This is a genomic window from Kineococcus sp. GCM10028916 (genome assembly GCF_042674865.1).
In the GTDB taxonomy this organism is placed as follows: Bacteria; Actinomycetota; Actinomycetes; order Actinomycetales; family Kineococcaceae; genus Kineococcus.
Genome location: NZ_JBHTFM010000006.1, coordinates 1 through 22105, shown reverse-complemented (window position 1 = coordinate 22105; position 22105 = coordinate 1). Strand labels below are relative to the sequence as shown.

The 22105-nt window shown below is 74.3% G+C and carries 23 protein-coding genes; 11 read left to right on the top strand and 12 right to left on the bottom strand.

Features of this window, described 5'->3' with window-relative positions; all coding sequences use genetic code 11:
- Window positions 1-152: 152 nt before the first annotated feature.
- Complete coding sequence (locus ACFQ46_RS07290; protein WP_380258656.1) at window positions 153-1037, top strand: universal stress protein; 885 nt, start codon at window positions 153-155, stop codon at window positions 1035-1037.
- Window positions 1038-1040: 3 nt separating this feature from the next.
- Here the strand turns inward: ACFQ46_RS07290 and ACFQ46_RS07285 are convergent, their stop codons facing one another.
- Both ACFQ46_RS07285 and hisN read right to left on the bottom strand, forming a co-directional pair.
- Window positions 1041-1826, bottom strand: a complete 786-nt coding sequence (locus ACFQ46_RS07285; protein ID WP_380258654.1) for a CPBP family intramembrane glutamic endopeptidase — start codon at window positions 1824-1826, stop codon at window positions 1041-1043.
- Window positions 1823-2653, bottom strand: a complete 831-nt coding sequence (gene hisN, locus ACFQ46_RS07280; protein ID WP_380258652.1) for a histidinol-phosphatase — start codon at window positions 2651-2653, stop codon at window positions 1823-1825. Before hisN ends, ACFQ46_RS07285 begins: the two co-directional genes overlap by 4 nt.
- A 169-nt stretch (window positions 2654-2822) precedes the next feature.
- Between hisN and ACFQ46_RS07275 the strand changes: the two genes are divergently transcribed.
- A complete protein-coding gene (locus ACFQ46_RS07275) occupies window positions 2823-3518 on the top strand; it encodes a vitamin K epoxide reductase family protein (RefSeq protein ID WP_380258650.1) in 696 nt (231 codons plus the stop codon).
- A 21-nt stretch (window positions 3519-3539) separates the two neighbouring features.
- Here ACFQ46_RS07275 and ACFQ46_RS07270 read toward each other — a convergent pair whose 3' ends face one another.
- The 4 genes from ACFQ46_RS07270 to ACFQ46_RS07255 form a co-directional block, all read right to left on the bottom strand.
- Window positions 3540-9062 carry a diguanylate cyclase gene (locus ACFQ46_RS07270; protein WP_380258648.1) on the bottom strand — a complete coding sequence of 1841 codons (5523 nt, stop codon included), beginning with the start codon at window positions 9060-9062 and terminating at the stop codon, window positions 3540-3542.
- Window positions 9063-9158: 96 nt separating this feature from the next.
- Window positions 9159-10211: a ribosome small subunit-dependent GTPase A gene (gene rsgA, locus ACFQ46_RS07265; protein ID WP_380162445.1), complete on the bottom strand. Its 1053-nt coding sequence runs from the start codon at window positions 10209-10211 to the stop codon at window positions 9159-9161.
- A gap of 20 nt (window positions 10212-10231) precedes the next feature.
- The gene (gene aroA / locus ACFQ46_RS07260; protein ID WP_380258646.1) at window positions 10232-11575 is read right to left on the bottom strand and encodes a 3-phosphoshikimate 1-carboxyvinyltransferase; all 1344 of its coding nucleotides are present in this window, start codon (window positions 11573-11575) and stop codon (window positions 10232-10234) included.
- A gap of 74 nt (window positions 11576-11649) precedes the next feature.
- Window positions 11650-12180 carry a DoxX family membrane protein gene (locus tag ACFQ46_RS07255; protein WP_328292329.1) on the bottom strand — a complete coding sequence of 177 codons (531 nt, stop codon included), beginning with the start codon at window positions 12178-12180 and terminating at the stop codon, window positions 11650-11652.
- Between the two features lie 76 nt (window positions 12181-12256).
- Here ACFQ46_RS07255 and ACFQ46_RS07250 point away from each other — a divergent pair, with 76 nt between their 5' ends.
- The 3 genes from ACFQ46_RS07250 to rsrA are packed head-to-tail and all read left to right on the top strand — an operon-like array spanning window position 12257 to window position 14145.
- Window positions 12257-13075 (top strand): SOS response-associated peptidase, encoded by an 819-nt coding sequence (locus ACFQ46_RS07250; protein ID WP_380258644.1) that lies wholly within the window; start codon window positions 12257-12259, stop codon window positions 13073-13075.
- Between the two features lie 36 nt (window positions 13076-13111).
- On the top strand, window positions 13112-13882 hold the full coding sequence (locus tag ACFQ46_RS07245) for a sigma-70 family RNA polymerase sigma factor (RefSeq protein WP_380161411.1): 771 nt from the start codon (window positions 13112-13114) through the stop codon (window positions 13880-13882).
- A complete protein-coding gene (rsrA, locus tag ACFQ46_RS07240; RefSeq protein WP_328292326.1) occupies window positions 13879-14145 on the top strand; it encodes a mycothiol system anti-sigma-R factor in 267 nt (88 codons plus the stop codon). Before ACFQ46_RS07245 ends, rsrA begins: the two co-directional genes overlap by 4 nt.
- Window positions 14146-14226: 81 nt before the next feature.
- Here rsrA and ACFQ46_RS07235 read toward each other — a convergent pair whose 3' ends face one another.
- Window positions 14227-14301 carry a 50S ribosomal protein bL37 gene (locus ACFQ46_RS07235; protein WP_375791718.1) on the bottom strand — a complete coding sequence of 25 codons (75 nt, stop codon included), beginning with the start codon at window positions 14299-14301 and terminating at the stop codon, window positions 14227-14229.
- Between the two features lie 117 nt (window positions 14302-14418).
- On the opposite strand from ACFQ46_RS07235, the gene ACFQ46_RS07230 reads away from it, so the two are divergent.
- Window positions 14419-15570 (top strand): type IV pilus twitching motility protein PilT, encoded by a 1152-nt coding sequence (locus tag ACFQ46_RS07230; protein WP_380258642.1) that lies wholly within the window; start codon window positions 14419-14421, stop codon window positions 15568-15570.
- Here ACFQ46_RS07230 and ACFQ46_RS07225 read toward each other — a convergent pair.
- Window positions 15567-16007 (bottom strand): nuclear transport factor 2 family protein, encoded by a 441-nt coding sequence (locus ACFQ46_RS07225; RefSeq protein WP_380258640.1) that lies wholly within the window; start codon window positions 16005-16007, stop codon window positions 15567-15569. The two genes, ACFQ46_RS07230 and ACFQ46_RS07225, sit on opposite strands and share 4 nt — an antisense overlap.
- A 126-nt stretch (window positions 16008-16133) precedes the next feature.
- Here ACFQ46_RS07225 and ACFQ46_RS07220 point away from each other — a divergent pair, with 126 nt between their 5' ends.
- Entirely contained in the window at window positions 16134-16730 is a 597-nt protein-coding gene (locus ACFQ46_RS07220; protein WP_380258638.1) for a TetR/AcrR family transcriptional regulator, read from the top strand.
- A gap of 38 nt (window positions 16731-16768) precedes the next feature.
- On the opposite strand, the gene ACFQ46_RS07215 is transcribed toward ACFQ46_RS07220, so the two are convergent.
- Together ACFQ46_RS07215 and ACFQ46_RS07210 are read right to left on the bottom strand one after the other, a co-directional pair.
- Window positions 16769-17491 (bottom strand): maleylpyruvate isomerase family mycothiol-dependent enzyme, encoded by a 723-nt coding sequence (locus tag ACFQ46_RS07215; RefSeq protein WP_380258636.1) that lies wholly within the window; start codon window positions 17489-17491, stop codon window positions 16769-16771.
- Complete coding sequence (locus ACFQ46_RS07210; RefSeq protein ID WP_328292320.1) at window positions 17488-17646, bottom strand: hypothetical protein; 159 nt, start codon at window positions 17644-17646, stop codon at window positions 17488-17490. Before ACFQ46_RS07210 ends, ACFQ46_RS07215 begins: the two co-directional genes overlap by 4 nt.
- 101 nt (window positions 17647-17747) lie before the next feature.
- Between ACFQ46_RS07210 and ACFQ46_RS07205 the strand changes: the two genes are divergently transcribed.
- Together ACFQ46_RS07205 and ACFQ46_RS07200 are read left to right on the top strand one after the other, a co-directional pair.
- Window positions 17748-18752 carry a GlxA family transcriptional regulator gene (locus tag ACFQ46_RS07205; RefSeq protein ID WP_380258634.1) on the top strand — a complete coding sequence of 335 codons (1005 nt, stop codon included), beginning with the start codon at window positions 17748-17750 and terminating at the stop codon, window positions 18750-18752.
- On the top strand, window positions 18749-19615 hold the full coding sequence (locus ACFQ46_RS07200) for a YihY/virulence factor BrkB family protein (RefSeq protein ID WP_380258632.1): 867 nt from the start codon (window positions 18749-18751) through the stop codon (window positions 19613-19615). Before ACFQ46_RS07205 ends, ACFQ46_RS07200 begins: the two co-directional genes overlap by 4 nt.
- A 69-nt stretch (window positions 19616-19684) precedes the next feature.
- Here ACFQ46_RS07200 and ACFQ46_RS07195 read toward each other — a convergent pair whose 3' ends face one another.
- Complete coding sequence (locus tag ACFQ46_RS07195) at window positions 19685-20203, bottom strand: DinB family protein (RefSeq protein WP_380258630.1); 519 nt, start codon at window positions 20201-20203, stop codon at window positions 19685-19687.
- Window positions 20204-20268: 65 nt separating this feature from the next.
- On the opposite strand from ACFQ46_RS07195, the gene ACFQ46_RS07190 reads away from it, so the two are divergent.
- Both ACFQ46_RS07190 and ACFQ46_RS07185 read left to right on the top strand, forming a co-directional pair.
- The gene (locus tag ACFQ46_RS07190; protein WP_380258628.1) at window positions 20269-21117 is read left to right on the top strand and encodes a DUF3626 domain-containing protein; all 849 of its coding nucleotides are present in this window, start codon (window positions 20269-20271) and stop codon (window positions 21115-21117) included.
- A 43-nt stretch (window positions 21118-21160) separates the two neighbouring features.
- The gene (locus ACFQ46_RS07185) at window positions 21161-21445 is read left to right on the top strand and encodes a bleomycin resistance protein (protein WP_380258626.1); all 285 of its coding nucleotides are present in this window, start codon (window positions 21161-21163) and stop codon (window positions 21443-21445) included.
- A 29-nt stretch (window positions 21446-21474) separates the two neighbouring features.
- On the opposite strand, the gene ACFQ46_RS07180 is transcribed toward ACFQ46_RS07185, so the two are convergent.
- Entirely contained in the window at window positions 21475-22002 is a 528-nt protein-coding gene (locus ACFQ46_RS07180) for an HNH endonuclease signature motif containing protein (protein WP_380258624.1), read from the bottom strand.
- Between the last annotated feature and the right edge of the window lie 103 nt (window positions 22003-22105).

The following is a 22105-nucleotide window of genomic DNA, read 5'->3' as shown; positions in this document are numbered from 1 at the left end:
GAGTACGGACGTCGATGTCCTGCGGACCCACCACGGTAGGTGAGCCGGGCACGTCGGAGCGGCCGAAAGCGTGTCCGTGCTGTGAAGTTCGCCGATCGCTACCCTGGTCGCGTGCAGCACCGTCCCGCCCCGGCCGACCCGCGCAGCCACGGGTGACCGTCCTCGTCGCCTACCTGCCCGAGAAGGGCGGCCGCGCCACCCTGAACCTCGGTGCGCAGCTGGCGCGCGCGCTCGGCGTCCCGCTGGCCGTCGCGACGGTCCTGCCCAGGCCCTGGGACACGCCCTCCCCGGCGATGGTCGATGCGAAGGCCGACGCGCAGTTCGTCGAGTGGTCCGGATCCCTCGCGGCGCAGGCGGAGAGGTCGGCCCGGACCTACCTCGACCAGATCGCCCCCGGGGCCACCGTGCAGTTCCACGTCCGCGCGGGACGGTCCGTCTCCGCGAGCCTCATCGACCTCGCGGCCGACATCGGCGCGGCCGTCCTGGTGCTCGGCTCCTCGCCCGACGGCCACCTCGGGCAGGTCACGGTGGGGTCCACCGCGGGTCGGCTGCTGCACTCCTCACCGCTCTCGGTGGCCCTCGCCCCGCGCGGCTACCGCGGTGGGTCCGTCGCGCTGCAGCGGGTCACCTGCGCCGCGGCGGGGGAGGACGAACTCGTCGTGGCCCGTGCCCAGCAGTTCGCCGAACGGGTCGGGACGGGGCTGCGGGTGCTGACCCTCGCGGTGCGCAGCCGGACGGGGTGGAGCTCGGGGTTCGGCGTCGACGGCGACGACGAGGTCTTCGACGCCTGGCTCGAACAGGCCCACCGCAGCGTCGAGGCCCTGCGCCGCAAGGGAGCCCTGCCGCCCGACGTCACCGCCGTCGTCGGGGCCGGTCGGGGGTGGCGGGAAGCTGTCGACGCCGTCGACTGGGAACCCGGGGAACTCCTCGTGGTGGGTTCGCGGCCCAAGGGCCCGGTGGCCCGGGTGTTCCTGGGCTCGCGGGCCACGAAGATCCTGCGGCACTCGCCGGTGCCGGTCCTCGTCCTGCCCGGGTGACGCTCAGCCGGGCAACCAGCTGACCTTCCCGACCAGCGCCGCGTACCCGACGAACGCGACGACGTCGATGGCGGTGTGCGCGACGACGAGCGGCGTCGTCCGGCCCCACTTCTGGTAGACCCAGCCGAAGACCAGCCCCATCGCGACGTTGCCGACGAACCCGCCCACCCCCTGGTAGAGGTGGTAGGAACCCCGCAGCAGCGCGCTCACGAGCAGCGCGGGGAGCCAGCGGAAACCCAGCTGCGCCAGCCGGTGCAGCAGGTACCCGGCGACGAGGACCTCCTCGAGGACGCCGTTCTCCGCGGCGGCCAGCACCGAGATCGGGATGGCCCACCAGGTGTCGGGCAGCGTCGACGCCGCGACGTTGGTGTTGAGGCCCGCGCCCCGGGCCCCCAGGTACAGCACCAGCCCGCAGCCGCCGATGACGGCGGCCAGACCCAGACCCGCGAGGAGGTTGCGCCCGAAGCGGGCACCGTCGAAACCCAGGGTCCGCAGCGACTCCCCGCCCCGGGCCATCAGGTAGCCCACGAGGAACACCGGGGCGAGTCCCGCCGCGATCGCGACGAGCTGCAGGGCCAGGTCCAGCCACGGCCGGTCGGGGGCGTAGCTGCCGAGCACCGTCGAGGTCTGGGCGTTGATCGCCTCGGGGGCGGTGAGGATGCCGACGAACCGGACCAGGGCGCGGACCCCGCTCATGCCGAGCGAGACCCCGAAGACGGCGACGACCTCCCAGACCAGCAGGCGCCGGGCGCGGGGGTCCTGCAGGACGGGGTCCACGGCGGGGTTCACGGCTGGGCGGGGGTCCCCAGGAAGCGCAGCGCGTCCTCGTGCAGCAGCCCGTTGGTGACGACGGCGTCACCGCCGAAGGGGCCGTCGACGCCGGCGCGGGAGGTGAACCGGCCCCCGGCCTCGGTGACGATCGGGACGAGGGCGGCCATGTCGTGCAGCGCCAGCTCCGGTTCGGCGGCGATGTCGACCGCGCCCTCGGCCAGCAGCATGTAGGACCAGAAGTCACCGAACCCGCGGGTCCGCCACACCGAGCGGGTCAGGCCCAGGAACCCGTCGAGGGCACCGCGACTCTCCCACCCCTCGAGCGAGGAGTACGCGAAGGAGGCGTCCGAGAGGTTCGACACCGAACTCACGTGCATCCGCGTCGCCGCGGAGAGGCTGCGCCCGGTCCAGGCCCCCGACCCGGTCGCCGCCCACCAGCGCCGCCCCAGCGCGGGTGCGGAGACCAGCCCGACGACGGGGACGCCGTCGTCGACGAGGGCGATGAGCGTCGCCCACACCGGCACCCCGCGGACGAAGTTCTTCGTCCCGTCGATGGGGTCCACGACCCACTGCCGGGCCCCGTGCCCGACCAGCCCGAACTCCTCGCCGAGCACCGCGTCCCGCGGCCGGGTCCGGCGCAGCTGGGAACGGATGAGCTCCTCCGCGCCGCGGTCCGCGTCGCTCACCGGCGTCAGGTCCGGCTTCGTCTCGACCTTCAGGTCCAGCGCCTTGAAGCGGTCGGTGGTCACCCCGTCGACCTGGTCGGCGATGACGTGCGCGAGCCGCAGGTCGTCGTCGTAGCGCGGACGCTGGTGCGCGGCGGGGGACTGCGTGGGGGCGGACACGCCCGCGAACCTACCGCCCGGGGCCCGTGGGACCGTGGACGTGGGAGGTTCGACCCGGTGACCACGGCGGGGCCGCGACGTTCAGGTGACGTCCAGCGCTGTCGAGGATGCTGGGACAGGGTGGGCAACGGGGTGGGCACGCCCCGGAACGCGCGAGGTGAGGACGCAGATGGCCGACACGACGCACCAGGTCGACGACGAGACCTTCGACGGGTTCGACGACGACGACCACGCTGATCACGTCGACGACGCCCCCGGGGGGCACCTGTCGGCGTTGCCGGTCTCCCCGCGCGCCCGCGGTCTGCTGCTGACCGTCGGCGGGATCCTCGGCTTCGTCGCGGCCTTCACGCTGACGATCGAGCGGTTCAAGCTCGCCGAGGACCCGAACTACGCCCCGAGCTGCAACATCAGCCCGATCCTGTCCTGCGGCAGCGTCATGGCCACCGACCAGGCGGCGGCCTTCGGCTTCCCCAACCCGCTCATCGGGATCGCCGCCTTCGCGCTCTCGCTCCTGATCGGCCTGCTCGTGCTCTCGCGCACGGCGCTGCCGCGGTGGGTGGAACGCGGCTACCTCGTCGGGATCACCCTCGGCACGGTCTTCGTCGGCTGGCTGATCGCCCAGAGCCTCTACTCCATCCACGCCCTCTGCCCCTACTGCATGGTCGTGTGGAGCGTGGTCGTGCCGACCTTCTGGGTCCACGTCGCCGACGGCCTCGACCGCGGTCTCGTGCCCGTCCCGCGGGCCCTGCACGGCCTGGCCCGCACGGTCGTCGACTTCCGCGGGCTGCTCATCGTGCTGAGCTACGCCGCCGTGATCGTGATGATCGCGGTCAAGTTCTGGTCCTACTGGTCCAGCCTGGTCTGACCCCCGTACCAGGGGTCAGGGTCAGAGGGCTTCGACGACGGCGTCGCGGCCGGCGGCCTTGGCGCGGTACAGGGCGCTGTCGGCGCGGGCCAGGACGTCGGAGAGATGCTCGCCCTCGCGCAGCAGCGCCACCCCCACGCTGACCGTGACCTGCAGCTGCTCGCCCCGCACCAGCACGGGGCTGCGGCGCACCGCCAGGCGCAGCCGCTCGGCGACCTCCCGGGCCTCCAGCGGGCCGGACCCCTCCCCGGGGGCGGGACTGGTGACGACGAGGGCGAACTCCTCCCCGCCGTAGCGACCGAGGACGTCGCTCTCCCGGGCCTCGTGCTGCAACCGCCGCGCGACGGCCGTGAGGACCTCGTCGCCCGCGGCGTGGCCGTAGGTGTCGTTGACGGACTTGAAGTGGTCGACGTCGACCATCAGGACCGCCACGGCCCGGCCCGGGGTGGCCCGCCGCACGCGCTGCTCACCCAGGCGCAGCAGGTGACCACGCGTGGCCAGACCCGTGAGGGAGTCGGTGCGGGCCAGGTGCTCGACCTGGGCGAAGAGCCGTGCGTTCTCCAGGCCGATGGCCGCGGGGGCGGCGAGCGCCTCCGCGACGTGCAGCCGGGCGGAGGGCCCCTCGGGACCCCCGACGAGCACCAGCGCCTCGGCCACCAGGCCGGTCCGGTCCTTCAGGGGGACGACCAGCCACCGCTCCTCCCCGGTCCCGCCGTCGCCCCCGAGGTCCAGCAGACCCCGCAGCCGGGCGGGCAGCGGGTCGCTGCCGTGGGCGGCGAGCGGGCGTTCCAGCAGTGGCGCGGACTCGCGGTCGCCCTGCCAGTCCCGGCTCCACGGGACCTCCCGCACGGCCGCACCGCCCGCGGCCGTCACCAGCGCGGGCGGGTCGACGTCGACGGTGGAGCGGACCGCGACGGGCACCAGGGCCGCCCGGCCCGCCTGCAGCTCCGTCAGCGCCGAGCGCAGCAGCCGACGGCGCACGGTGGGCAGGTCGAGGCTGCCCGAGACCTCCTCGGTGAGACGGCGCACGGCCTCGGCGAGGTCGCGTTCGCGTTGCGCGCCGTGCACCTCGATCTCCAGGCGGGCCGCCCGGGCCGTCTCCAGGGAGGCCGCGACCTGTCCCGCGATGAGCTGCAGCAGTTCGACGTCCCCCCGGCCGAAGGCACCCTGGGCGACGGTGCTGACCGCCGCCAGCACCCCCGTCCGGCGACCGCGGACGAGCAGCGGGACGGCCACGACGCTGCGGGCGACGTCCTCGGGGGTGTGCGCGCTGCGCTGTTCCTGCGCGTCCAGCACCCCGCGGACCACGGGCCGCCCGGTCCGCGCGGCCCGGACCGCGGCCGGGTCCAGGGGGGTGCCCAGCGCCAGGTCGGTGCCGGAACGGGTGCGCCCGGCGAAGACGACGAGCTCGTCCTCGCCGTCGAGGACGGCGAGGACCGCGCGGTCGGCGCCGAGCACTCCGCAGGCCTGGTCCAGGGCGAGCCGCACGACGTCCTGCGGGTCCAGGACCTGGGCCGCGTCGCCGACGTCGCGCATCGCGCTGAGCAGCCGCCGGCGACGACCGGCCGCCGGTCCCCAGGTCCCGCTCCCCGCGGGCTGGGTCGCGTTCAGGTCGGCGCGCCCGCGCTGCACGAGGGTCGCCCAGCCGTGCCGGTCGGCCAGGGCCGTGGCCAGCCAGCGCAGCCGCTCGGCGTCGTCGAAGGCTCCGCTCGCCTCGAGGTCCTGCGCCCGCAGCAGCATCAGGTGGTGCTGCACGAGCGGGGCGTCCAGCCGGGCGGCGCGACGTTCGGCCCTGCGCCGCAGCACCTTCGCGCGGTGGGTGCGGCCCAGCCGGTGCCAGGCGGCGGCGCGGACGACGTCGAACTGCGCCTCCTGCACCGCCCCGCCGGCGCAGTGGACGAGGTGACCCAGCGCCTCCCGCAGTTCCCGCTCCCGCTCGCGCACCCGGACGGTGTCCCCGGCGTCGCTCGCCGCGGCGAGCTGCGCCAGCCGCCCGCGGACCACGAGGTCGGCGGTCCAGCGGGCCTCCACCGAGCGCCGCAGCGGGGAGCGCTGCAGGAGCGTGGTGGAACGCCGGGCGACCTCGTCGAAGCGTTCGGACAGGTCGAGCTGCTGCACCAGCCACGTCACCGTCGCGAGGTGCACCGCGAGCTGGTGCTCGGGGGACGACGTCGCCGACAGCCCGCCCCGCACCGTCGTCAACAGCTCCCCGGCCTCCCCCGGCCGACCGCAGGCCCCCAGCAGCGCGACCCGGAGCAGGTCGAGGTCGACGGGGGCCGGGGCCCCCTCCGGCACCCGGCGCAGGGCCCGGTCGTGCCAGCTGCGGGCGGCGGCGAGGTGCCCCGCGGCGAGGCGCTCGAGGACGACGGCCCGGGTGCCGGCCACGTACTCGGGCAGGTCGAGCCACTGCCCGTCGTCCTCGAGGACCTGGGCGACCTCGCGCCACGTCCCGCCGGAACGCAGCCGGTCCAGTCCCTCGGCCAGGCGGATCCCGGCCTGCACCGAGGGCTCGGTCTCGCCGCGGCGGGGGGAGGGAGGAGTCAGGGGGCGTCCGACGAGGGAGGAGGTCCCGGGGAGGCGGACCGGCAGCAACGTCGCCCGCCCCGTCAGGAGTCGGCGCAGCGCCGCGGCCAGGGTGCGTCGCCCGTCCCGGGCGAGGTCGGCGCGCCGGGCTCGCAAGGCGTGCGCGATCGAGGCCAGCGCGGTGGGCAGGGCGGGCAGCGGGTACCCGCGGTCCAGGTCGGTGGCCGCGGCCTCGCGCAGCAGCACGGCGTGGGCGGCCTCGGCGGTGTTCTCCTCGACCTCGCGGGGGGAGTCCAGGCGGTGCCGGCTGGCCCGTCGACGGCGCGGGTCGAGCAGGGTCGCCACGAACCCGGCCACGGTGACGAGGGTGAAGACCCACCAGGCCGCCCGGGTACCGGGCCGGGAGGAACCGAGCTGGGCCAGACCCTCCCGGACCGCGTCCAGAGCGTGCGCGGGCCCGTCGGGCGCCCGTTCGTGGCGGTGCAGGGTGGCGATCTCCCCGAGGCCGACGGCCTTCCCGAGGGGGTCGGTCGTGGTGCGCAGGAGGTGGTCGAGGTGGTCGTGGGCCCAGGCGTGGCGACCGGTGCGGGCCAGGCAGCTCGCGAGCAGTCGGCGCAACCGGGGGTCGAGCGGGAGACCCGCCCCGTCCGCGGTCGCGACGGCCTGCTGCAGCAACCCGACGGCGGCCTCCGGCGCGTAGTGGCGGGCGGCGCTGACCCCGGCCACCGCGCACGCCGCGACGACGTCGGCCGGGGCGACGGCGTCCCCGGCGCGCAGGTGCTGGTGGGCGCACGCGAAGACGGCCTCGCGGTCGGTGCACTCCATCCCGGCCCGGGTGTCGACGCGCAGGACGCGGGCCAGGCGCGCGTGCAGCCCACGACGCTCGACCTCGTCGAGCCCGTCCAGGACGGCGTCGACCACCTGCTGGTGCAGGAACTCGTGGCGACCGTGCGGCCGCGGGCGCAGCAGCCGGACCGCGACGCCGGCGGCGAGGCCGGCGCGGACCGCCTCGGCCGGGAGCTGGGGCGAGGCGGCCCGCAGCACGAGGTGGTCGTCGACGGAACGTCCGCACGCGGCGGCCAGCCGCAGCACGTTGCGGTGCCCGGCGGGGAGTTCCTCGACGCGGCGCAGCAGGGCCGCCAGCAGCCCGGGGGCCACCGGGACCGCCTCCAGCGCAACGTGTTCCAGTCGCCAGTGGCCCCAGTCGGGCAACAGGCCGCCGTCGTCGAGGAGGGCGGTGAGGAGCGCGAGCAGGGCACCGGGGTTGCCCGCGGCCCGGGAGACGAGCGCCGTGGCGACGGAGTCGGTGAGCACCGCCCCGGGCAGCCGACGGCGCACGACGGCGCGGGCGGCGGCGTCGGAGAGGGCCGGGACGTCGATCACGAGGGTCCGGGAGGAGTCCAGCGCCGGGTCCAGCCCACCGGACTCCCGGGGCCGGTCGACGAGGACCAGCAGCAGCGGGAGGTCGGCGCACTCCCCGGCCACCCAGCGCAGCACGGCCAGCGTCGAGGCGTCGGCGTGCTCGGTGTCGTCCAGGACGACCAGCAGCGGCCCCGTCCGGGCGGCGTGCTGGAGGAGCTCCTCGGCCAGCGCCTGCGGCCGTTGCTCCTCACCGTCACCGGGGACGACCCCGTCCCGCGGCGGCGTCGAGAGGCCACCCGCGGTCATGGCCCGGCGCAACGCGCTCAACGGGGAGGCGGGCGAGGTCGTGGAGTCCAGCACCACGCTCGCCGCGCCCTGTCCGCCCGCCCGCCGGTGCAGGTGCTCGACGAGGGAACTGCGACCCGACCCCGCCGCGCCGCGGACGACGACGACCCCGCCGGAGCCGGCGCGCGCGTTGTCCCAGGCCGCGTCGAGCACCGCGGTCTGCTGACCGCGCTCCAGCAGCGGCCCGTCGGCGGGGCTCACCCAGCTGCGCCGCCCGAGGGCGACGTCGGGGGCGGTGCCGGCCGCGATCCGGCTGAGCTCGTCGGCGACGTCGGCGGCGCTCGCGGGCCGGTCCTCCGGGTCCAGGGCGAGCAGCCGGCGCAGCAGCACCCCGAGGGCGCGCGGGACGTCGGGGCCGAGGACCGCGGGGTCGAGCGGGCGCAGCCGGCCCAGCCGGCGACGGACCTGCGTCGGGTCGCTGCCCTCCACCGGGGTGCGGCCGGTGAGGCACTCCAGCAGCAGCGCCCCCACGGAGTAGAGGTCGGAGCGGTGGTCGACGGGGCTGCGGACGACACCGGCCTGCTCGGGGGAGCGGTAGTGCAGTGCGCCGACCTCGGTCTCGGAGGCCGCGTCGGCGCCCCCGCGGTCCTCCTCACGACGGCGTTCGGGACCGTCGGCCCGTTCGCCGTGGGGGTGCACCCCGGGACGGGCGGGCACGGGGTTCTCGAGGTGCGCCACGCCCAGGTCGACGAGGACCGCGCGCCCGGCCCGGGTGACGAGGACGTTCGCGGGTTTCACGTCCCGGTGCACGAGTCCGCTGCGGTGCAGGGCGTGCAGCGCGTCGCAGACGTCGACGGCCAGACGCAGCGACGTGGTCAGCGACAGCGGCGCGGTGCTCACGGGGACGGCGTCACCGCCGCGTCCGGGGCGGCCGGGGGTGGGCGGGGCGTGCAGCAGGTCGGCCAGCGACGTCCCGTCGTGGGCGTCCATGACGAGGGCGAGGCGACCCTCGACCTGCTCGACGGCGTGCACGCGGGTGAGCCCGGGGTGGTGCACGCTGGCCAGCAGGGCGGCCTCGCGGCGCAGCATCCGGTCGGCCTCGACCTGGTCGAGCGGCGGCAGGGTGACGTACCGCTGGCGCTTGATCGCGTACTCGCGCCCGCCGGGTTCGCGGACGTCGGCCCGCGCCGCCAGGTGGACCACCGAGCCCGCGCCGCGTCCCAGTTCCCGCAGGACGGTCCAGGTCCGGAGGGGGTCCGGGGGGATGGTGGGGCCGGGAGCCGGTGCCGGGCCGGGGACGTGGGGGGCGGGGACGTGGGGGGCGGGTCCGGTGGCCTCGAGACCCGCGGGCCGGATCGAGCTGGTGTCTCCCATGAGCAGCCGTCACCTCATCTCCGACCGGGAACGACCGTCACACTAGGGCATCGCGTGTGAACTGGCAGTGGTCACCGTCCCGGTCGACCGCACCCGTCACCCGTCGTCGGCCTCGCGGGGCTGGTCGGCTCCGATCGCGTCCTCACGGGCCGGTCGGCGGGCCACGAGCAACCTCCGGAACGAGGCCAGCCGGGCCGGACCGGCCGCCCCGGCCCGGCCCGACGCCACCCACGCGTCGAGGGCGCACCCCGGCTCGTCGTGGGAGCAGCCACGGGGACAGTCCTCCTCGCCGGGCAGCAGGTCCGGGAACGCGCGCAGCACCGCCTCCGGGTCCACGTGGGCCAGGCCGAACCCGCGGATGCCCGGGGTGTCGATGACCCAGCCCCCGGCGGGCAGCGTGAGCGCCGCCATCGACGTCGAGGTGTGCCGGCCGCGACCGGTGACCACGTTGACGTGCCCCGTCGCGCGGTCGGCGTCGGGGACCAGTGCGTTGACCAGCGTCGACTTGCCGACCCCGGAGTGGCCGACGAGGACGCTGATCCGCCCGTCGAGGCGCTCGCGGACCGCGTCGAGACCGAGCAGACCGTCCGGCCCGCGGGAGGTGACCACGGCGTCGAGACCCAGCGGGGCCCACGTCTCCAGGACCTCCTGGGCCGGGCGGAGGTCCCCCTTGGTCAGGCACAGCAGCGGCTGCATCCCCGAGACGTAGGCCGCCACGAGGCAGCGGTCCACCAGGCGCGAGCGCGGCTCCGGGTTGGCCACGGCCGTCACGACGACCAGCTGGTCGGCGTTGGCGACGACGACCCGCTCGATGGGGTCGGTGTCGTCGGCGGAACGGCGCAGGGCGGTGCGCCGCTCGTCGATGCGCACGATCCGGGCGAGGGTGTCGGAGGTCCCGGAGACGTCGCCGACGAGGCCGACGCGGTCGCCGACGACCACCCCCTGACGGCCGAGTTCGCGGGCCCGCATCGCCGTGACCAGGCGTTCCTGCCCGGTCCCCTCACCGACGAGGACGTGCGAGCGGCCGCGGTCGACCACGACGACGAACCCGTCGACGGCGTCGGCGTGCGCCGGACGGTCCTTGGTGCGGGGCCGGGTGCCCTTCCGGTTGGGCCTGACCCGGACGTCGTCCTCGTCGTAGCGCGACAGCGGACCCCGCTGACGGGGGCTCAGGCCGGGGCTCCCGCGAGCATCGACGCCCACATGCCCGGGAAGTCCGGCAGCGTCTTGCGCGTGGTGGTGATGTCCTCGACGAGGACACCGGGGACGGCCAGGCCCAGGACGGCACCGGCGGTGGCCATCCGGTGGTCGGCGTAGGAGCGGAACACCCCGCCGTGCAGGGGACGCGGGCGCACCAGCAGCCCGTCGAGGGTCTCCTCGGCCTGCCCACCCAGGGCGTTCACCTCGGTGACCAGGGCCTTCAACCGGTCCGTCTCGTGCCCGCGCAGGTGCGCGATCCCGCGCAGCCGGGTGGGGGAGGAGGCCAGCGCGGCCAGGGCCGTGATCACGGGGGCGAGCTCACCGGCCTCGTGCAGGTCCAGGTCGATCCCGTACAGCTCGCCCGTGCCCTCCACGACCAGGCCCTCGCGGTCGAGGTTGACCTCGGCGCCCATCTGGTCGAGCACGTCGCGCAGCAGGTCACCGGCCTGCGTCGTGGACTGCGGCCACCCCGGGACCCGCACCCGGCCGCCCACGGCGGCCGCGGCGGCGAGGAACGGCCCCGCGTTGGAGAGGTCCGGCTCGACCTGCACGTCGAGGGCGTTGATCTCGCCCGCCTCGACGAACCAGCGGCCCGGCGTGGCGTCGTCGATGACCACCCCGACGTCGCGCAGCACCTCGACGGTCATCCGGACGTGCGGCTGGCTGGGGATCGGCGGGCCCTCGTGGACGACCTCGAGACCCTCCCGGGTCCGGGCGCCCATGAGCAGCAGGGCCGACACGAACTGGCTGGAGGCGGAGGCGTCGATGCGGACCGTGCCGCCGCGCAGACCGCCCGCGGGGCCCTGGACGCTGAAGGGCATCAGACCGTTCCCGCCGTCCTGCACGACCGCCCCGAGCTGACGCAGCGCGTCGAGCACGGCGCCCATGGGACGCTCCCGCGCGCGCTCGTCCCCGTCGAAGTGCACGGGGGTGGAGGCCAGTGCGGCGACGGGGGGCAGGAAGCGCATGACGGTCCCGGCGAGGCCGCAGTCGATGCGCGCCCCGCCCGTGACGGGACCGGGCCGGACCACCCAGTCGCGGGGGTCCACCCCCTCGACGTCGTGACCGCCCTCGACCACGTCGGTCCCGAGCAGGCGCAGCGCGTCGGCCATCAGCAGGGTGTCGCGGGAGGCCAGGGGGTCGCGCAGCAGCGACGGGCGTTCGGCCAGGGCCGCCACCACGAGGTAGCGGTTGGTGAGGGACTTCGATCCGGGCACGCTCACCACGGCGTCCAGCGGACCGGCGGCGGTGGGCGCTGCCCACAGCTCGTCCTCGGGTGGGGTGCTCGGGTCGTCCTGGGTCACGGGGAGCATCCTCGCAGCCCCCGACGACCCGCGGCCACGACCTCGCGGACGGGGTCGTGGCCGGGGGTCGGGCGGGTTCGTCGTCAGCCGAGCTTCGCGGCCGCGAGCTGGACGTCGAGCTTGCCGACCTCGACCGCGTGCACGGCCTCGCGGGCGGCGAGCTTGGCCAGGCGCTGGGCGTCGCGACCGGCGCGCTTGCCCCGCCACAGCGCCCCGGGCTTGCCGGCGGTGTCGACGGCCGCGAGCAGGGCCGCACCGAGCAGACCAACGTCGGTGAGGAAGTCGTCGAGGACCTCCGCACGGACCGCCTTGTCCTTCTCGGACCAGAACGGGTGGTTCACGTACGCGCTCGGGGCCGCCGTGAGGGCCAGCACCGTCGAGGCGAGGCGCGGGGCCCGCCCGAGCGCGAACAGCACACCGGCACCGGCCATGGCCGCGCCGTTGAGGCGGACCAGCAGGACCGGGTCGTCGGGCAGGCGCAGCGGACCCGCCACGCGGTGCACCAGCGGCTCGGCCGACGGGGCGAGGTCCTGGGCGTGCCGGACCTGGTCGATCCCGTTCTTGATGAAGATCGCCGCCAGCATCGGACGGGCTACTCGTCGCACCACAGTCATGGGAGTTGCCTACCGCACTGCGGTGATCACCGCGACCGCGGGGCCGGTGTCGGAGCCGCGTGCCAGGGTGTGAGGCATGTGCGGTCGATACGCCCTGCGGAGAGATGTCGACGACCTCGTGGCGGAGTTCGAGGTCGACGACGACACGGTGTCCGGCTCCGAGCAGGTGGTCACCCTGTCCACCAACATCGCCCCCACCACCACGCCCCCCGTGGTCCTCGAGCGCTTCCGCAAGGACGAGGAGGACGCGCCGCCGACGCGGTCGTTGCGGGCGCTGAGGTGGGGGCTGGTGCCGAGCTGGTCCAAGGACGCCACGGGTGGGGCCCGGATGGTCAACGCCCGCGTCGAGTCCCTCCTCGCCAAGCCCGCGTTCGCCAAGGCGGCGGCCGCCCGGCGCTGCCTCGTCCCGGTCGACGCCTGGTACGAGTGGCAGACGAGCGAGAGCGCGAAGGGCGGGGACGGCAAGCCGCTGAAGCAGCCGTTCGCCGTCGCCAACGCCGACGGGTCGGTGCTGTCGCTGGCCGGGATCTACGAGTTCTGGAAGGACGACACCAAGGCCGCGGACGACCCGACGCGCTGGCTGGTGTCCTTCGCCATCGTCACGACGGCGGCCGAGGCCGGCCTGGACCGCCTGCACGAACGGATGCCCCTCGTCGTCCCGCGCGACCTGCGCGACGCCTGGCTGGACCCCTCCCTCGACGACCCGGAGGAGGTGCAGGCCCTCCTCGACGCCGTCCCGCGCGACCTCTTCCTCGGCGGCACCCTCGACGCGCACCCCGTCTCGCGCCGGGTCGGCAACGTCCGCAACACCGACGACGACCTGCTCGCCCCCGTCCCGCCGGACGAGCTCGAGGGGGCGGTGGACCTGCGCACGGGTGAACTGCTCGGGGTGTGACGGAATGCTCACCCGGGTCCTCGCGTTGATCCGGACATGTCGTTCGCACCACCTCTCGAGCCTGCGCGCCGGGTCGAACCGCGTGTCAGGCAGCGCCCCAGTGCCGGTCCGCCGACGCGTCGTGACGTCCGTGGCCGCCGGGCCGCGAGCGGTGCCCCCGCGCAGGGCCTACCCTCGAACGCGATGACCGAACAGACCGATCGGGCTCCGTCCGAGGAGAGCACCGACGAACGCGCAGCGCGCTTCGAACGCGACGCGCTGCCCTTCCTCGACCAGCTCTACTCCGCAGCCCTGCGCATGACGCGCAACCCCGCCGACGCCGAGGACCTCGTCCAGGACGCCTTCGCGAAGGCCTACGGCGCCTTCCACCAGTTCACGCCGGGGACGAACCTCAAGGCGTGGCTGTACCGGATCCTGACGAACACCTACATCAACACGTACCGCAAGAAGCAGCGCGAACCGCAGCAGTCGCACGCCGACGAGATCGAGGACTGGCAGCTCGCGCGGGCCGAGTCCCACCAGTCGACGGGGCTGCGCTCGGCCGAGACCGAGGCGCTGGAGCACCTGCCGGACTCCGACGTGAAGCGGGCCCTGCAGCAGGTGCCGGAGGACTTCCGGCTGGCGGTGTACCTCGCCGACGTCGAGGGCTTCGCCTACAAGGAGATCGCCGAGATCATGGGCACGCCGATCGGGACGGTCATGTCCCGGTTGCACCGGGGCCGTCGACTGCTGCGAGAGCTGCTGCGCGACTACGCCGTCGGTCGTGGTGTGTCGGGTGCCGTACCGGAGACGGAGGGAGCGTCGTGAGCGCCTCGGAACCGAGCACGTCGGAACTCGGCCACTGCCGGGAGGTCCTCGAGCGGGCCTTCGAGTACCTCGACGGTGAGATGGCCGAGCTCGACTGCGCGCACCTGCAGGCCCACCTCGAGGAGTGCGCCAGCTGCCTGGCGCAACTGGCCGAGGACGAGAAGCTGAAGCAGGCCATCCGCGCCGGGTGCCCGTGCGAGGAGGCCCCGCAGGCCCTGCGCGCGAAGATCCTGGTGCAGATCACCGAGGTCAGCGTCCACTGACGCCCCGCCCGCACCCCAGCACGTACGACGAAGGCCCCGGACCGTTCGGTCCGGGGCCTTCGTCGTACGTGAGCTGCTCGCTCAGGCGTTGGGGCGCTTGCCGTGGTTCGCGCCGTTGCCCTTGCGCGAGCGGCGCTTGCGGCCTCGCTTGCTCATGAGCTCCTCCTCCATCGCTCGGTGGGTACCCGGCGAACCGGGCGTCTGTTCGTCGTCCATCGTCCCACGGGGTGAGGGGTGCTCAAGGTCGCGCCCGCGAGACCCGATGCCGCAACGGTGACGATCACGCAGGGGACCGACGCCGGCACGACGAACGAGCAGGCGGCGGGCCACGTCGCGGCACCCGTGGAGCCGCTCATCACGCCGTACCTGCGCGCTCTCGTCGACCTGCGCGGCTCCGACCTGCACTGCAAGGCCGGGTCCCCGCCCCGGATCCGCATCGACGGCCGGTTGCGGGCGCTGCAGGCCCCGGTCCTGACCCCGGACGTCACCGAGCGGATGCTCGAGCAGATCCTGCGCGCCGACCTCATCGAGGAGTTCGCCCGCACCAACGAGGCCGACTTCGCCTACAGCCTGCCCGGTGGTGCCGGTCGGTTCCGCGTCAACGCCTTCCGCCAGCGCGGCTCCGTCGGGCTGGTGCTGCGTCGCGTCGCGGCGCAGGCCGTCCCCCTGGCCGGGCTCGGCGTGCCGCCCGTCATCGAGCAGCTGGCCCTCGAGCACCGCGGGCTGCTGCTCGTCACCGGTCCCACCGGCTCGGGCAAGACGACCACGCTGGCCGGGATGATCGACCACATCAACAACGTGCGCGAGTCCCACATCGTGACCATCGAGGACCCGATCGAGGTCCTGCACACCGACAACCGCTCGATGATCAGTCAGCGGGAGGTCCGCCTCGACACCGCCGACTTCGGGACCGCGCTGCGGGCCGCGATGCGTCAGGACCCCGACGTCATCCTCGTCGGGGAGATGCGTGACCAGGAGACCGTGAAGGCGGCGCTGTCCGCGGCCGAGACCGGTCACTTCGTGATGTCGACCCTGCACACCATCGACGCGGCGGAGACGATCTCGCGCATCATCGACTTCTTCCCCCCGCACGAGCAGAAGCAGGTCCGCCTGGCCCTCGCGGGTTCGTTGCGCGGCATCGTCTGCCAGCGGCTGGTCCCGCGCGCCGACGGTGCGGGTCGGTGCGTCGTCATGGAGATCTGCGTGAACACCGGTCGCATCGCCGACGCCATCGCGGACCCGGACAAGACGAACCTCATCACCGACCTCATCCGCGAGGGGCAGTACTACCAGATGCAGACGTTCGACCAGCACCTCGTGACGCTGGTCCGCGACGGCGTCGTGACGCTGGAGGACGCCCAGATGGCCGCCTCCAGCCCGCACGACCTCGCGGTGGAGCTGCGCCGCCTGGGCCTGGTCGCCTAGTCCTCCTGTCGCTGCTGTCCGCTGCCCGGGGGGACGACGAGCCGCCGCGCGACGCGCCAGCCCCCCGCTTCCCGGCGCAGCACGTCGTGGTGCACGACGGCGGTCAGGGTCCGGTCGGCCATGAGCATGAGCCCCTTCGAGTCCACGGCCACCTCGTCGCCGTCCTCGGCCCCGCTGTCCGCCCCGCTGTCCACGCCACCCCGGCCGAGCACGACCACGTTGCTCACGTGGTGGGAGATCGGGCCGTGGGTTCCCAGCTGCCGGGCCACCTCCCGCGCGGCCTCGATGCCGTGGATCACCGGCATCCCCACCGCACTCATGTCGTAGACGACGTCGGAGGTGAAGACGGTGTCGATCTCGTCCAGCCTGCCCTCGTCGAAGACGTGGCCCACCGAGCTCAGCGTCTCGGTGATCGCCCAACGGTCCTCGGTGTCCATGGTCCGTCCTCCCGTTCGTGCCGGTTCCCGATGACCCGACCTCCAGGATGGTACTCAGTACCAAACTGAACGTAAGCCCTTCGGAAACGGGAGACCGTCAGGGTCCCGGTGCTCTACGCTGCGCCGATGACCTCGGCCCCCTCCCTCGTCGAGCGCAAGCAGCGCGCGGCCCGCGAGCGCATCGTGCGTGCCGCGGCGGAGCTCTTCGCCGAGCGTGGCTTCGACGACGTGTCGGTGTCCGACATCGCCGAGCGGGCCGAGGTCGGGCGGACGACGTTCTTCCGGCACTTCGGCGACAAGCAGGAGGTCGTCTTCGCACGGGAGGAGGCGCTGTTCGACGCCCTCACCGCGGAGAACCTCGACCCCGCCCCTCCCGGCGGTCGGTCCGCGCGAGGTGCCGTCCAGGCGCTCCAGTCCCTGGTGCTGCGCCTGTGCGCGCACGTCTGCGAGGACCCGGAGGAGTACCGACGCCACGAACGGCTGGTCGAGGGACACGTGGAACTGCGGGGACGCAGCGCGGTGAAGGCCCAGCTCATCGCCCGGCGGCTGGGGGTGCTCCTGGCGGAGAACGGGTGGAGCGAGGACACCGCCGCTCTCGCCGGGCAGATCGCGTCGGCCTGCTGGGCGACGGCCCGCGCGTCCTCCGACCGCCCCGAGGACCTCGTGGAGGGCACCCGTGCGGCGTTCGAGCAGGTCCTCGGTCTCGGCGTGGACGCGCCCTGACCCTGTCGTGTCGTCGAGGTGGGGCCCGCGCGGCGACCTCAGGGCGTGAGGCGGCCGGCGAGGAACTCCGTGGCCCGTGCGGCGTCGCCGGTCACGACGAGCCCGGCCCCTGAGAGGTCGCTCCGTCGCCACAGCAGCCGCAAGAGGTCGGCGTCGGCGCCCGCGACGGCGGCGACCGGCGGACCGTCGCCGAGCACCCAGCGCCGGGAGCCCAGCAGTTCGACGCCGATGTCGGGGGCGGGTGTCCGGCCGAGCCGGACCTGGCGCGGGTGCAGGGTGTCCAGGACCTCCTCGACGGCGTCGGCCACGACCTCCGGCGGCCCCCACCGGGGCAGGCCACCGGCGTCGGCCAGGTCCCAGGTGTGCACCAGCGTCTCGTGCAGCTGACGACGCGCCCAGTCCCGCCGCCGCCCGGCTCCGGTGAGGGTGCGGCAGGGCCGGTCGGGATCCTCGTCCAGGACGGCGAGCAGGTCCGCGGCGGCCGCGCGGTACTCCTGTGCGGCATCGGGCGCCACCGGCGGGTCGGCGTCGTCGGGCAGGTCGTCGTCGGGCACATCGTCGGCGCCGGGTGCCGTGCGCGACATGGCCGCGGCCCAGCGGTGGACGCCGGTCAGGTGGGCCGTGAGGTGCGCGGCGTCCCAGTCCGGGCAGCCGGGAACCCGGGCGGTGGGCTCGACGTGGCGGAGCAGCGCCAGGAAGGTCGCCTGGGTCCGTGCCAGGGCGGCCCGGTGGTCCAGGGGCACGATCGTGTCGACGCTCACCGGTCGGCACCGGGGTGGTCGGCACCGGGGTGGTCGAGGGGACCCTCCGGCGACCACTCCCGCGAGCGGCGGCTGTCGACACCCCAGCGGGGCGCCAGGACGGCGAGGGCGACGAGGACGAGGAGCACCACCAGGGCGGTGAGGTCTGTGGACACGGCTCCAGCGTGCTCGGCGCGACCGCAGCCGCCGAGTGGCAGCTCTGCCGACGTTCGTCCAGATCCTGCCAAGCCGTCCGAAGGCTGGCAGACTGCCCGCCATGGGTGTTCCGGGTGACCTCCACGACGTGGCCGTCGTCGTCGGCGAGGGGTTCTCGGCCTTCGAGTTCTCGGTGGCCTGCGAGGTGTTCGGCATCGACCGGACCGAGGAGGGCGTTCCCGCCTTCCGGTTCGCGGTGTGCACGGAGGGTGCCGGCCCGGTCGGTTCGCGCCAGGGCTTCAGCCTCACCGCCGACCACCGCTTCGACCGTCTCGACACCGCCGACCTGGTCATCGTCACCCCCACCAAGGCCCACCGCGGCCCGGCGGGGGAGGCGCTGCACGAGAAGCTGTACGCGGCGCTGGAGCGCGGGGCGACGGTCGCGAGCTTCTGCAGCGCGGCCTTCGTGCTCGCCCACGCCGGGTTGCTCGACGGGCGCCGGGCGACGACGCACTACCGCTACGCGGCCGAGCTCGCGCAGCGCTTCCCACTCGTCGAAGTGGTGCCCGACGTCCTCTACGTCGAGGACGGTCCGGTCGCGACGAGCGCCGGGACCTCCGCCGGCATCGACCTGTCGCTGCACCTGGTGCGGCGCCACCACGGGAGCGCCGTCGCGACGGCGATCGCGCGCCGGATGGTCGTCCCGCCGCACCGCGACGGTGGCCAGGCCCAGTACCTCGAGGCTCCCGTCCGGGCCTGCGGCGACGAGTCGCTGCAGAACGCCCTGACCTGGGCCGTGGCGCACCTCGACCAGGACATCGACGTCGCGGGCTGGTCGCGGACGGCGACGATGTCGGCCCGCACCTTCGCCCGCCGCTTCCGGGCCGAGACGGGAGTCACCCCGCACCGGTGGTTGCTGGAGCAGCGGGTCTCGGCGGCGCGGAACCTGCTGGAGGACGGCGACGAGACCATCGACGAGGTCGCCCGCCGCTGCGGGTTCGGCTCCGCGGCGATGCTGCGTCAGCACTTCCTGAGACTCGTGGGGACGACCCCCACGGCCTACCGGCGCACCTACCGCGGGTCCCGTTCGCCCGAAGCCGTCCGCCTCCTCCCGGCCGGCGCGTGAGGCGCTCCCGGGCGGGCAGCTGGCTGAGAGCGCTGTTCGCCGACGTCCACACGCGCCTGCAGGGCCACGACCTGTTCCTCATCTCGGCGGGCGCGACGTTCTACGCGTCGATGGCGCTCGTCCCCTCGCTCGTCGTCGTGGTGCGCCTGCTCGCGGCGCTGATCGGCGCGGACCGGGTCCTCGACCTCGCCGACTCCGTCGGACGTGCGCTGCCCTCGGCCCAGGGCGCCGGCGACGTGGTCCGCGGCCTCGCCGCGACCGCCGTCCACGTCGGGTGGTTGCCGGTGCTCGTCGCCCTCATCCCGGCGACGGTCTACGGCGAAGGGCTGCGCCGGGGTTTCGCCCGCGTCAGCGTCCGCTACCCGGAACCCGCCCCGCCGGCGGTGCGGGGCAGGACCGGGGCCTGGCGGATCCGGGTGAAGGCGCTGCCGCTGCTGCTGCTGGCGCCCGTGGGTTTCCTCGCGGTGCTCGAGGTCGCGCCGTTCCTGGGCCGGTTGTTCGGTTCCGGGATCCCGGGGTCGACGCTCGCGGTGTACATCGCGCTGAACGTCGACTGGCTCGTCGTGTCGCCCGTCCTGGTCTACGTCTACCGGGTGCTCGGCCCGGTGCGTCCCGGGTGGTGGGCGGCGGTGTGGGGAGGGTTCTCGACCGGGGCGTTCGTGTCGGGGTTCCTGCAGGGCTTCGTGCTGTTCCTGGCGATCCCTGTCGACCTGGGCTCGCCGTTCGGCGGCTACACCCAGGTCGGTGCGGCGGTGGCGGTGTGCCTGTGGTTGTGGGTGTTCACCGCGCTGACGATCTACGGCTACGCGCTCACGCTGGAACTCCAGCGTCGCCGCAGCCGGGAACTGCTCGACGCACGGTGAACTGAGGCACCTGCTCGTCCGAGCTCCGGCGGCTCCCTGCCCACCAGCGTCGTCGCGCCGACCGTGCGCTCAGCTGACGTCGGTCGTGAACTCCCGGTGATCACCGGTGCGCCCGTCGACCAGTTCGCGCACCAGGTCGACGTGCCCGGCGTGCCGGGCGGTCTCCTCGATCATGTGGATCAGGACCCAGCGCATCGTGACGCGGTTCCCGTTCCAGGACGTCCCGCGTTCGGTGACCTTGATCTCCCGGATGGCCTCGTCGGCCGCGGCACGGGCCCGCTCGTAGTACGACAGGACCCCCTCGGTCGTCTCCCACGGGTGGATCCGCCAGTCGGCCTGCGGGTCCTCGTCCAGCACCTCGGACGGGATCTCGTCGCTGGGGCGGCCGAACGTCGAGCAGAACCAGCTGTACTCCGTCGAGGCGAGGTGCTTCACCGTGCCGAGCAGCGTCATGTCCGAGCCCACGACCCGCCGTCGCAGTTGTTCGTCGTCGAGGCCTTCGAGCTTCCAGAGGACCGCCTCGCGGTGACGCTGCAGGCTGGCCACCAGACTCGGCTTCTCTCCCGCGGTGTAGGGAACGAGCGTCATGCCCAGGAATCTACGAGACGGCCCCGAGCTGGGCCACCGGTACCGCGTCAAGGGACCATGACCGGGTGGACGGACCCGCCGGGAGAGCGCTCGCGCACGTGCGCAGCCTCGCGCGCGGTGGACCGCTCGACCCCTCGGTGCGCGTGACGGTGCACTTCCACCCCGACCGCGACGCCGGTGGGCGCAGCACCCTGCAGGCGTTGCTCGACGACGGGGTCTACCTGTCCCAGTTCGCCACGGGCACCTCCAACGGCGGGCTCACCGCCCACCCCGGCGGGGAGCGGTGGACCTGGGAGAGCCGCCTCTTCGGCGCCGCCTACGACGACGCGCCGCCCACCGCCCGACCGGTCTACGGATCGCTGAACCACCGCTCCCGCCCCGCGGGAGGATCCGTCCGGTTCGGGTCCGCGCACCTGCGGCTGAGGCCCGAGGTGCTGGCGCGCACCACCTTCTGCTTCCCCGACTCCGCCGCGGACCCGGACGACGTCGGAGTGCGCGAACGGTGCGACCTCACGGCGCTCGCGGACACGTCCGGACGCGACGTCCTCGACGACTACGTCGAGGCCCACGTGCACGGGGGTGTGCGCCTCGACCGCGACGTCGAAGCGCTGGTGCTCGACCGGTCGTTCACCGGCGGGACCCGCGGTTTCCCCGCACCCGCCGAGCGGCACCCGGGGTTCGCGCTGACCCGCAGCGACTTCTCCCGTCCCGAGGTGCGTGCGTTCCGGGGCCCCGAGGTCGCGGCGGTGGGGGCTTCGCTGGCGGCGGTGGTGGACCCGGCCGTCATCGGTGCCGCGAGCTGGACGGGCGAGCACGACGGGCAGACCCTGAAACGGGTCTGGCACTGCGTCGCGCGGTTCGGGTACGACGGAGACCACGGCCGACCGGGCGCTGCCGAACCTCCCCTCCCGTGACCTCGACGTCACGACGGCGTTCTACGGCGCGTTCGGTTTCGAGGTGGCGTTCCGCGACGAGAGCTGGCTGATCCTGCGCCGGGGCGAGGTGCAGCTGGAGTTCTTCCCGTTCCCCTCGCTGGTGCCTTCCGAGAGTTCGTCCACGTGCACGGTGCGGGTGGCCGACGTCGACGCGCTCTGGTCGGCCATCGCCGCCGCCGGAGTGCCGCAGACCCGGCGAGGCATCCCGCGCCTGGTGCCCGTCGAGCAGCAGACCTGGGGGTTCCGGTCCGGGGCCCTCGTCGACCTCGACGGGACGCAACTCACGCTGATCGAGGACGCCGGGTAGAGCGTCGCGACGGGGTGTTCTCTCGACGTTCAGGCGGCCATCGCGAGGTCGCTCGCCCGGCGGCCGAACTTCCGGCGTTCGGGCAGGGTGAGGTGTCCCAGCGCGGGTGGTGGTTCTCGACGGTACCGGTGGCCGGTGCGGGTGATGGAGGTCGTCACCCGGGTCTCGGGGTCGTAGAAGGTTCTGAACCCGGGGAGGTCCTTGGTGTAGTTGCAGCGGGCGCAGAGGCCTTGACCGTTGTCGAGGGTGGTGGTTCCGCCGGTCGACCACGGCTGAACGTGGTCGATGTGGTGGACGGGGGCGTCGCAGCAGGGGGTGGCGCAGCGTTGGTCGCGGAGTCTGATGAAGCGGGCGAGGCCCCTCGTGAAGAGACGTTTCGTCGAGTCCATCGCGACGAGGGTGGTGTGGTCCGGCGTGGTGTACACGCGTCGGACCCAGGCCTGGTCGCTGTCTGCGGCGTGGGCGACGAGTTCGCGGGCGTGAGCGGCGGCGATGGGGCCGATGCCGACGAAGGAGGCTGAGGCGTTTCCGCCGCGGAGGAGGGTCTCCTCGGTCATGACGAGCTGGACCTCGAGGGGAACCGGGTCGGTGGCGATCTGAGTGACTGTTTCAGATATGGAGTGAGTGCTGCCTCGGCCTGGTCAGCCGACGCAGCATCAT

What these genes read in the sequence shown, in the direction of transcription:
- ACFQ46_RS07195 (WP_380258630.1), bottom strand. Translation starts at nt 20,203, where the DNA reads ATGACGCTCGTTCCCTACACCGCGGGAGAGAAGCCGAGTCTGGTGGCC.
- ACFQ46_RS07250 (WP_380258644.1), top strand. Translation starts at nt 12,257, where the DNA reads ATGTGCGGTCGATACGCCCTGCGGAGAGATGTCGACGACCTCGTGGCG.
- ACFQ46_RS07205 (WP_380258634.1), top strand. Translation starts at nt 17,748, where the DNA reads ATGGGTGTTCCGGGTGACCTCCACGACGTGGCCGTCGTCGTCGGCGAG.
- ACFQ46_RS07225 (WP_380258640.1), bottom strand. Translation starts at nt 16,007, where the DNA reads ATGGACACCGAGGACCGTTGGGCGATCACCGAGACGCTGAGCTCGGTG.
- ACFQ46_RS07255 (WP_328292329.1), bottom strand. Translation starts at nt 12,180, where the DNA reads ATGACTGTGGTGCGACGAGTAGCCCGTCCGATGCTGGCGGCGATCTTC.
- ACFQ46_RS07275 (WP_380258650.1), top strand. Translation starts at nt 2,823, where the DNA reads ATGGCCGACACGACGCACCAGGTCGACGACGAGACCTTCGACGGGTTC.
- ACFQ46_RS07245 (WP_380161411.1), top strand. Translation starts at nt 13,112, where the DNA reads ATGTCGTTCGCACCACCTCTCGAGCCTGCGCGCCGGGTCGAACCGCGT.
- ACFQ46_RS07180 (WP_380258624.1), bottom strand. Translation starts at nt 22,002, where the DNA reads ATGACCGAGGAGACCCTCCTCCGCGGCGGAAACGCCTCAGCCTCCTTC.
- ACFQ46_RS07270 (WP_380258648.1), bottom strand. Translation starts at nt 9,062, where the DNA reads ATGGGAGACACCAGCTCGATCCGGCCCGCGGGTCTCGAGGCCACCGGA.
- aroA (WP_380258646.1), bottom strand. Translation starts at nt 11,575, where the DNA reads ATGCTCCCCGTGACCCAGGACGACCCGAGCACCCCACCCGAGGACGAG.
- ACFQ46_RS07220 (WP_380258638.1), top strand. Translation starts at nt 16,134, where the DNA reads ATGACCTCGGCCCCCTCCCTCGTCGAGCGCAAGCAGCGCGCGGCCCGC.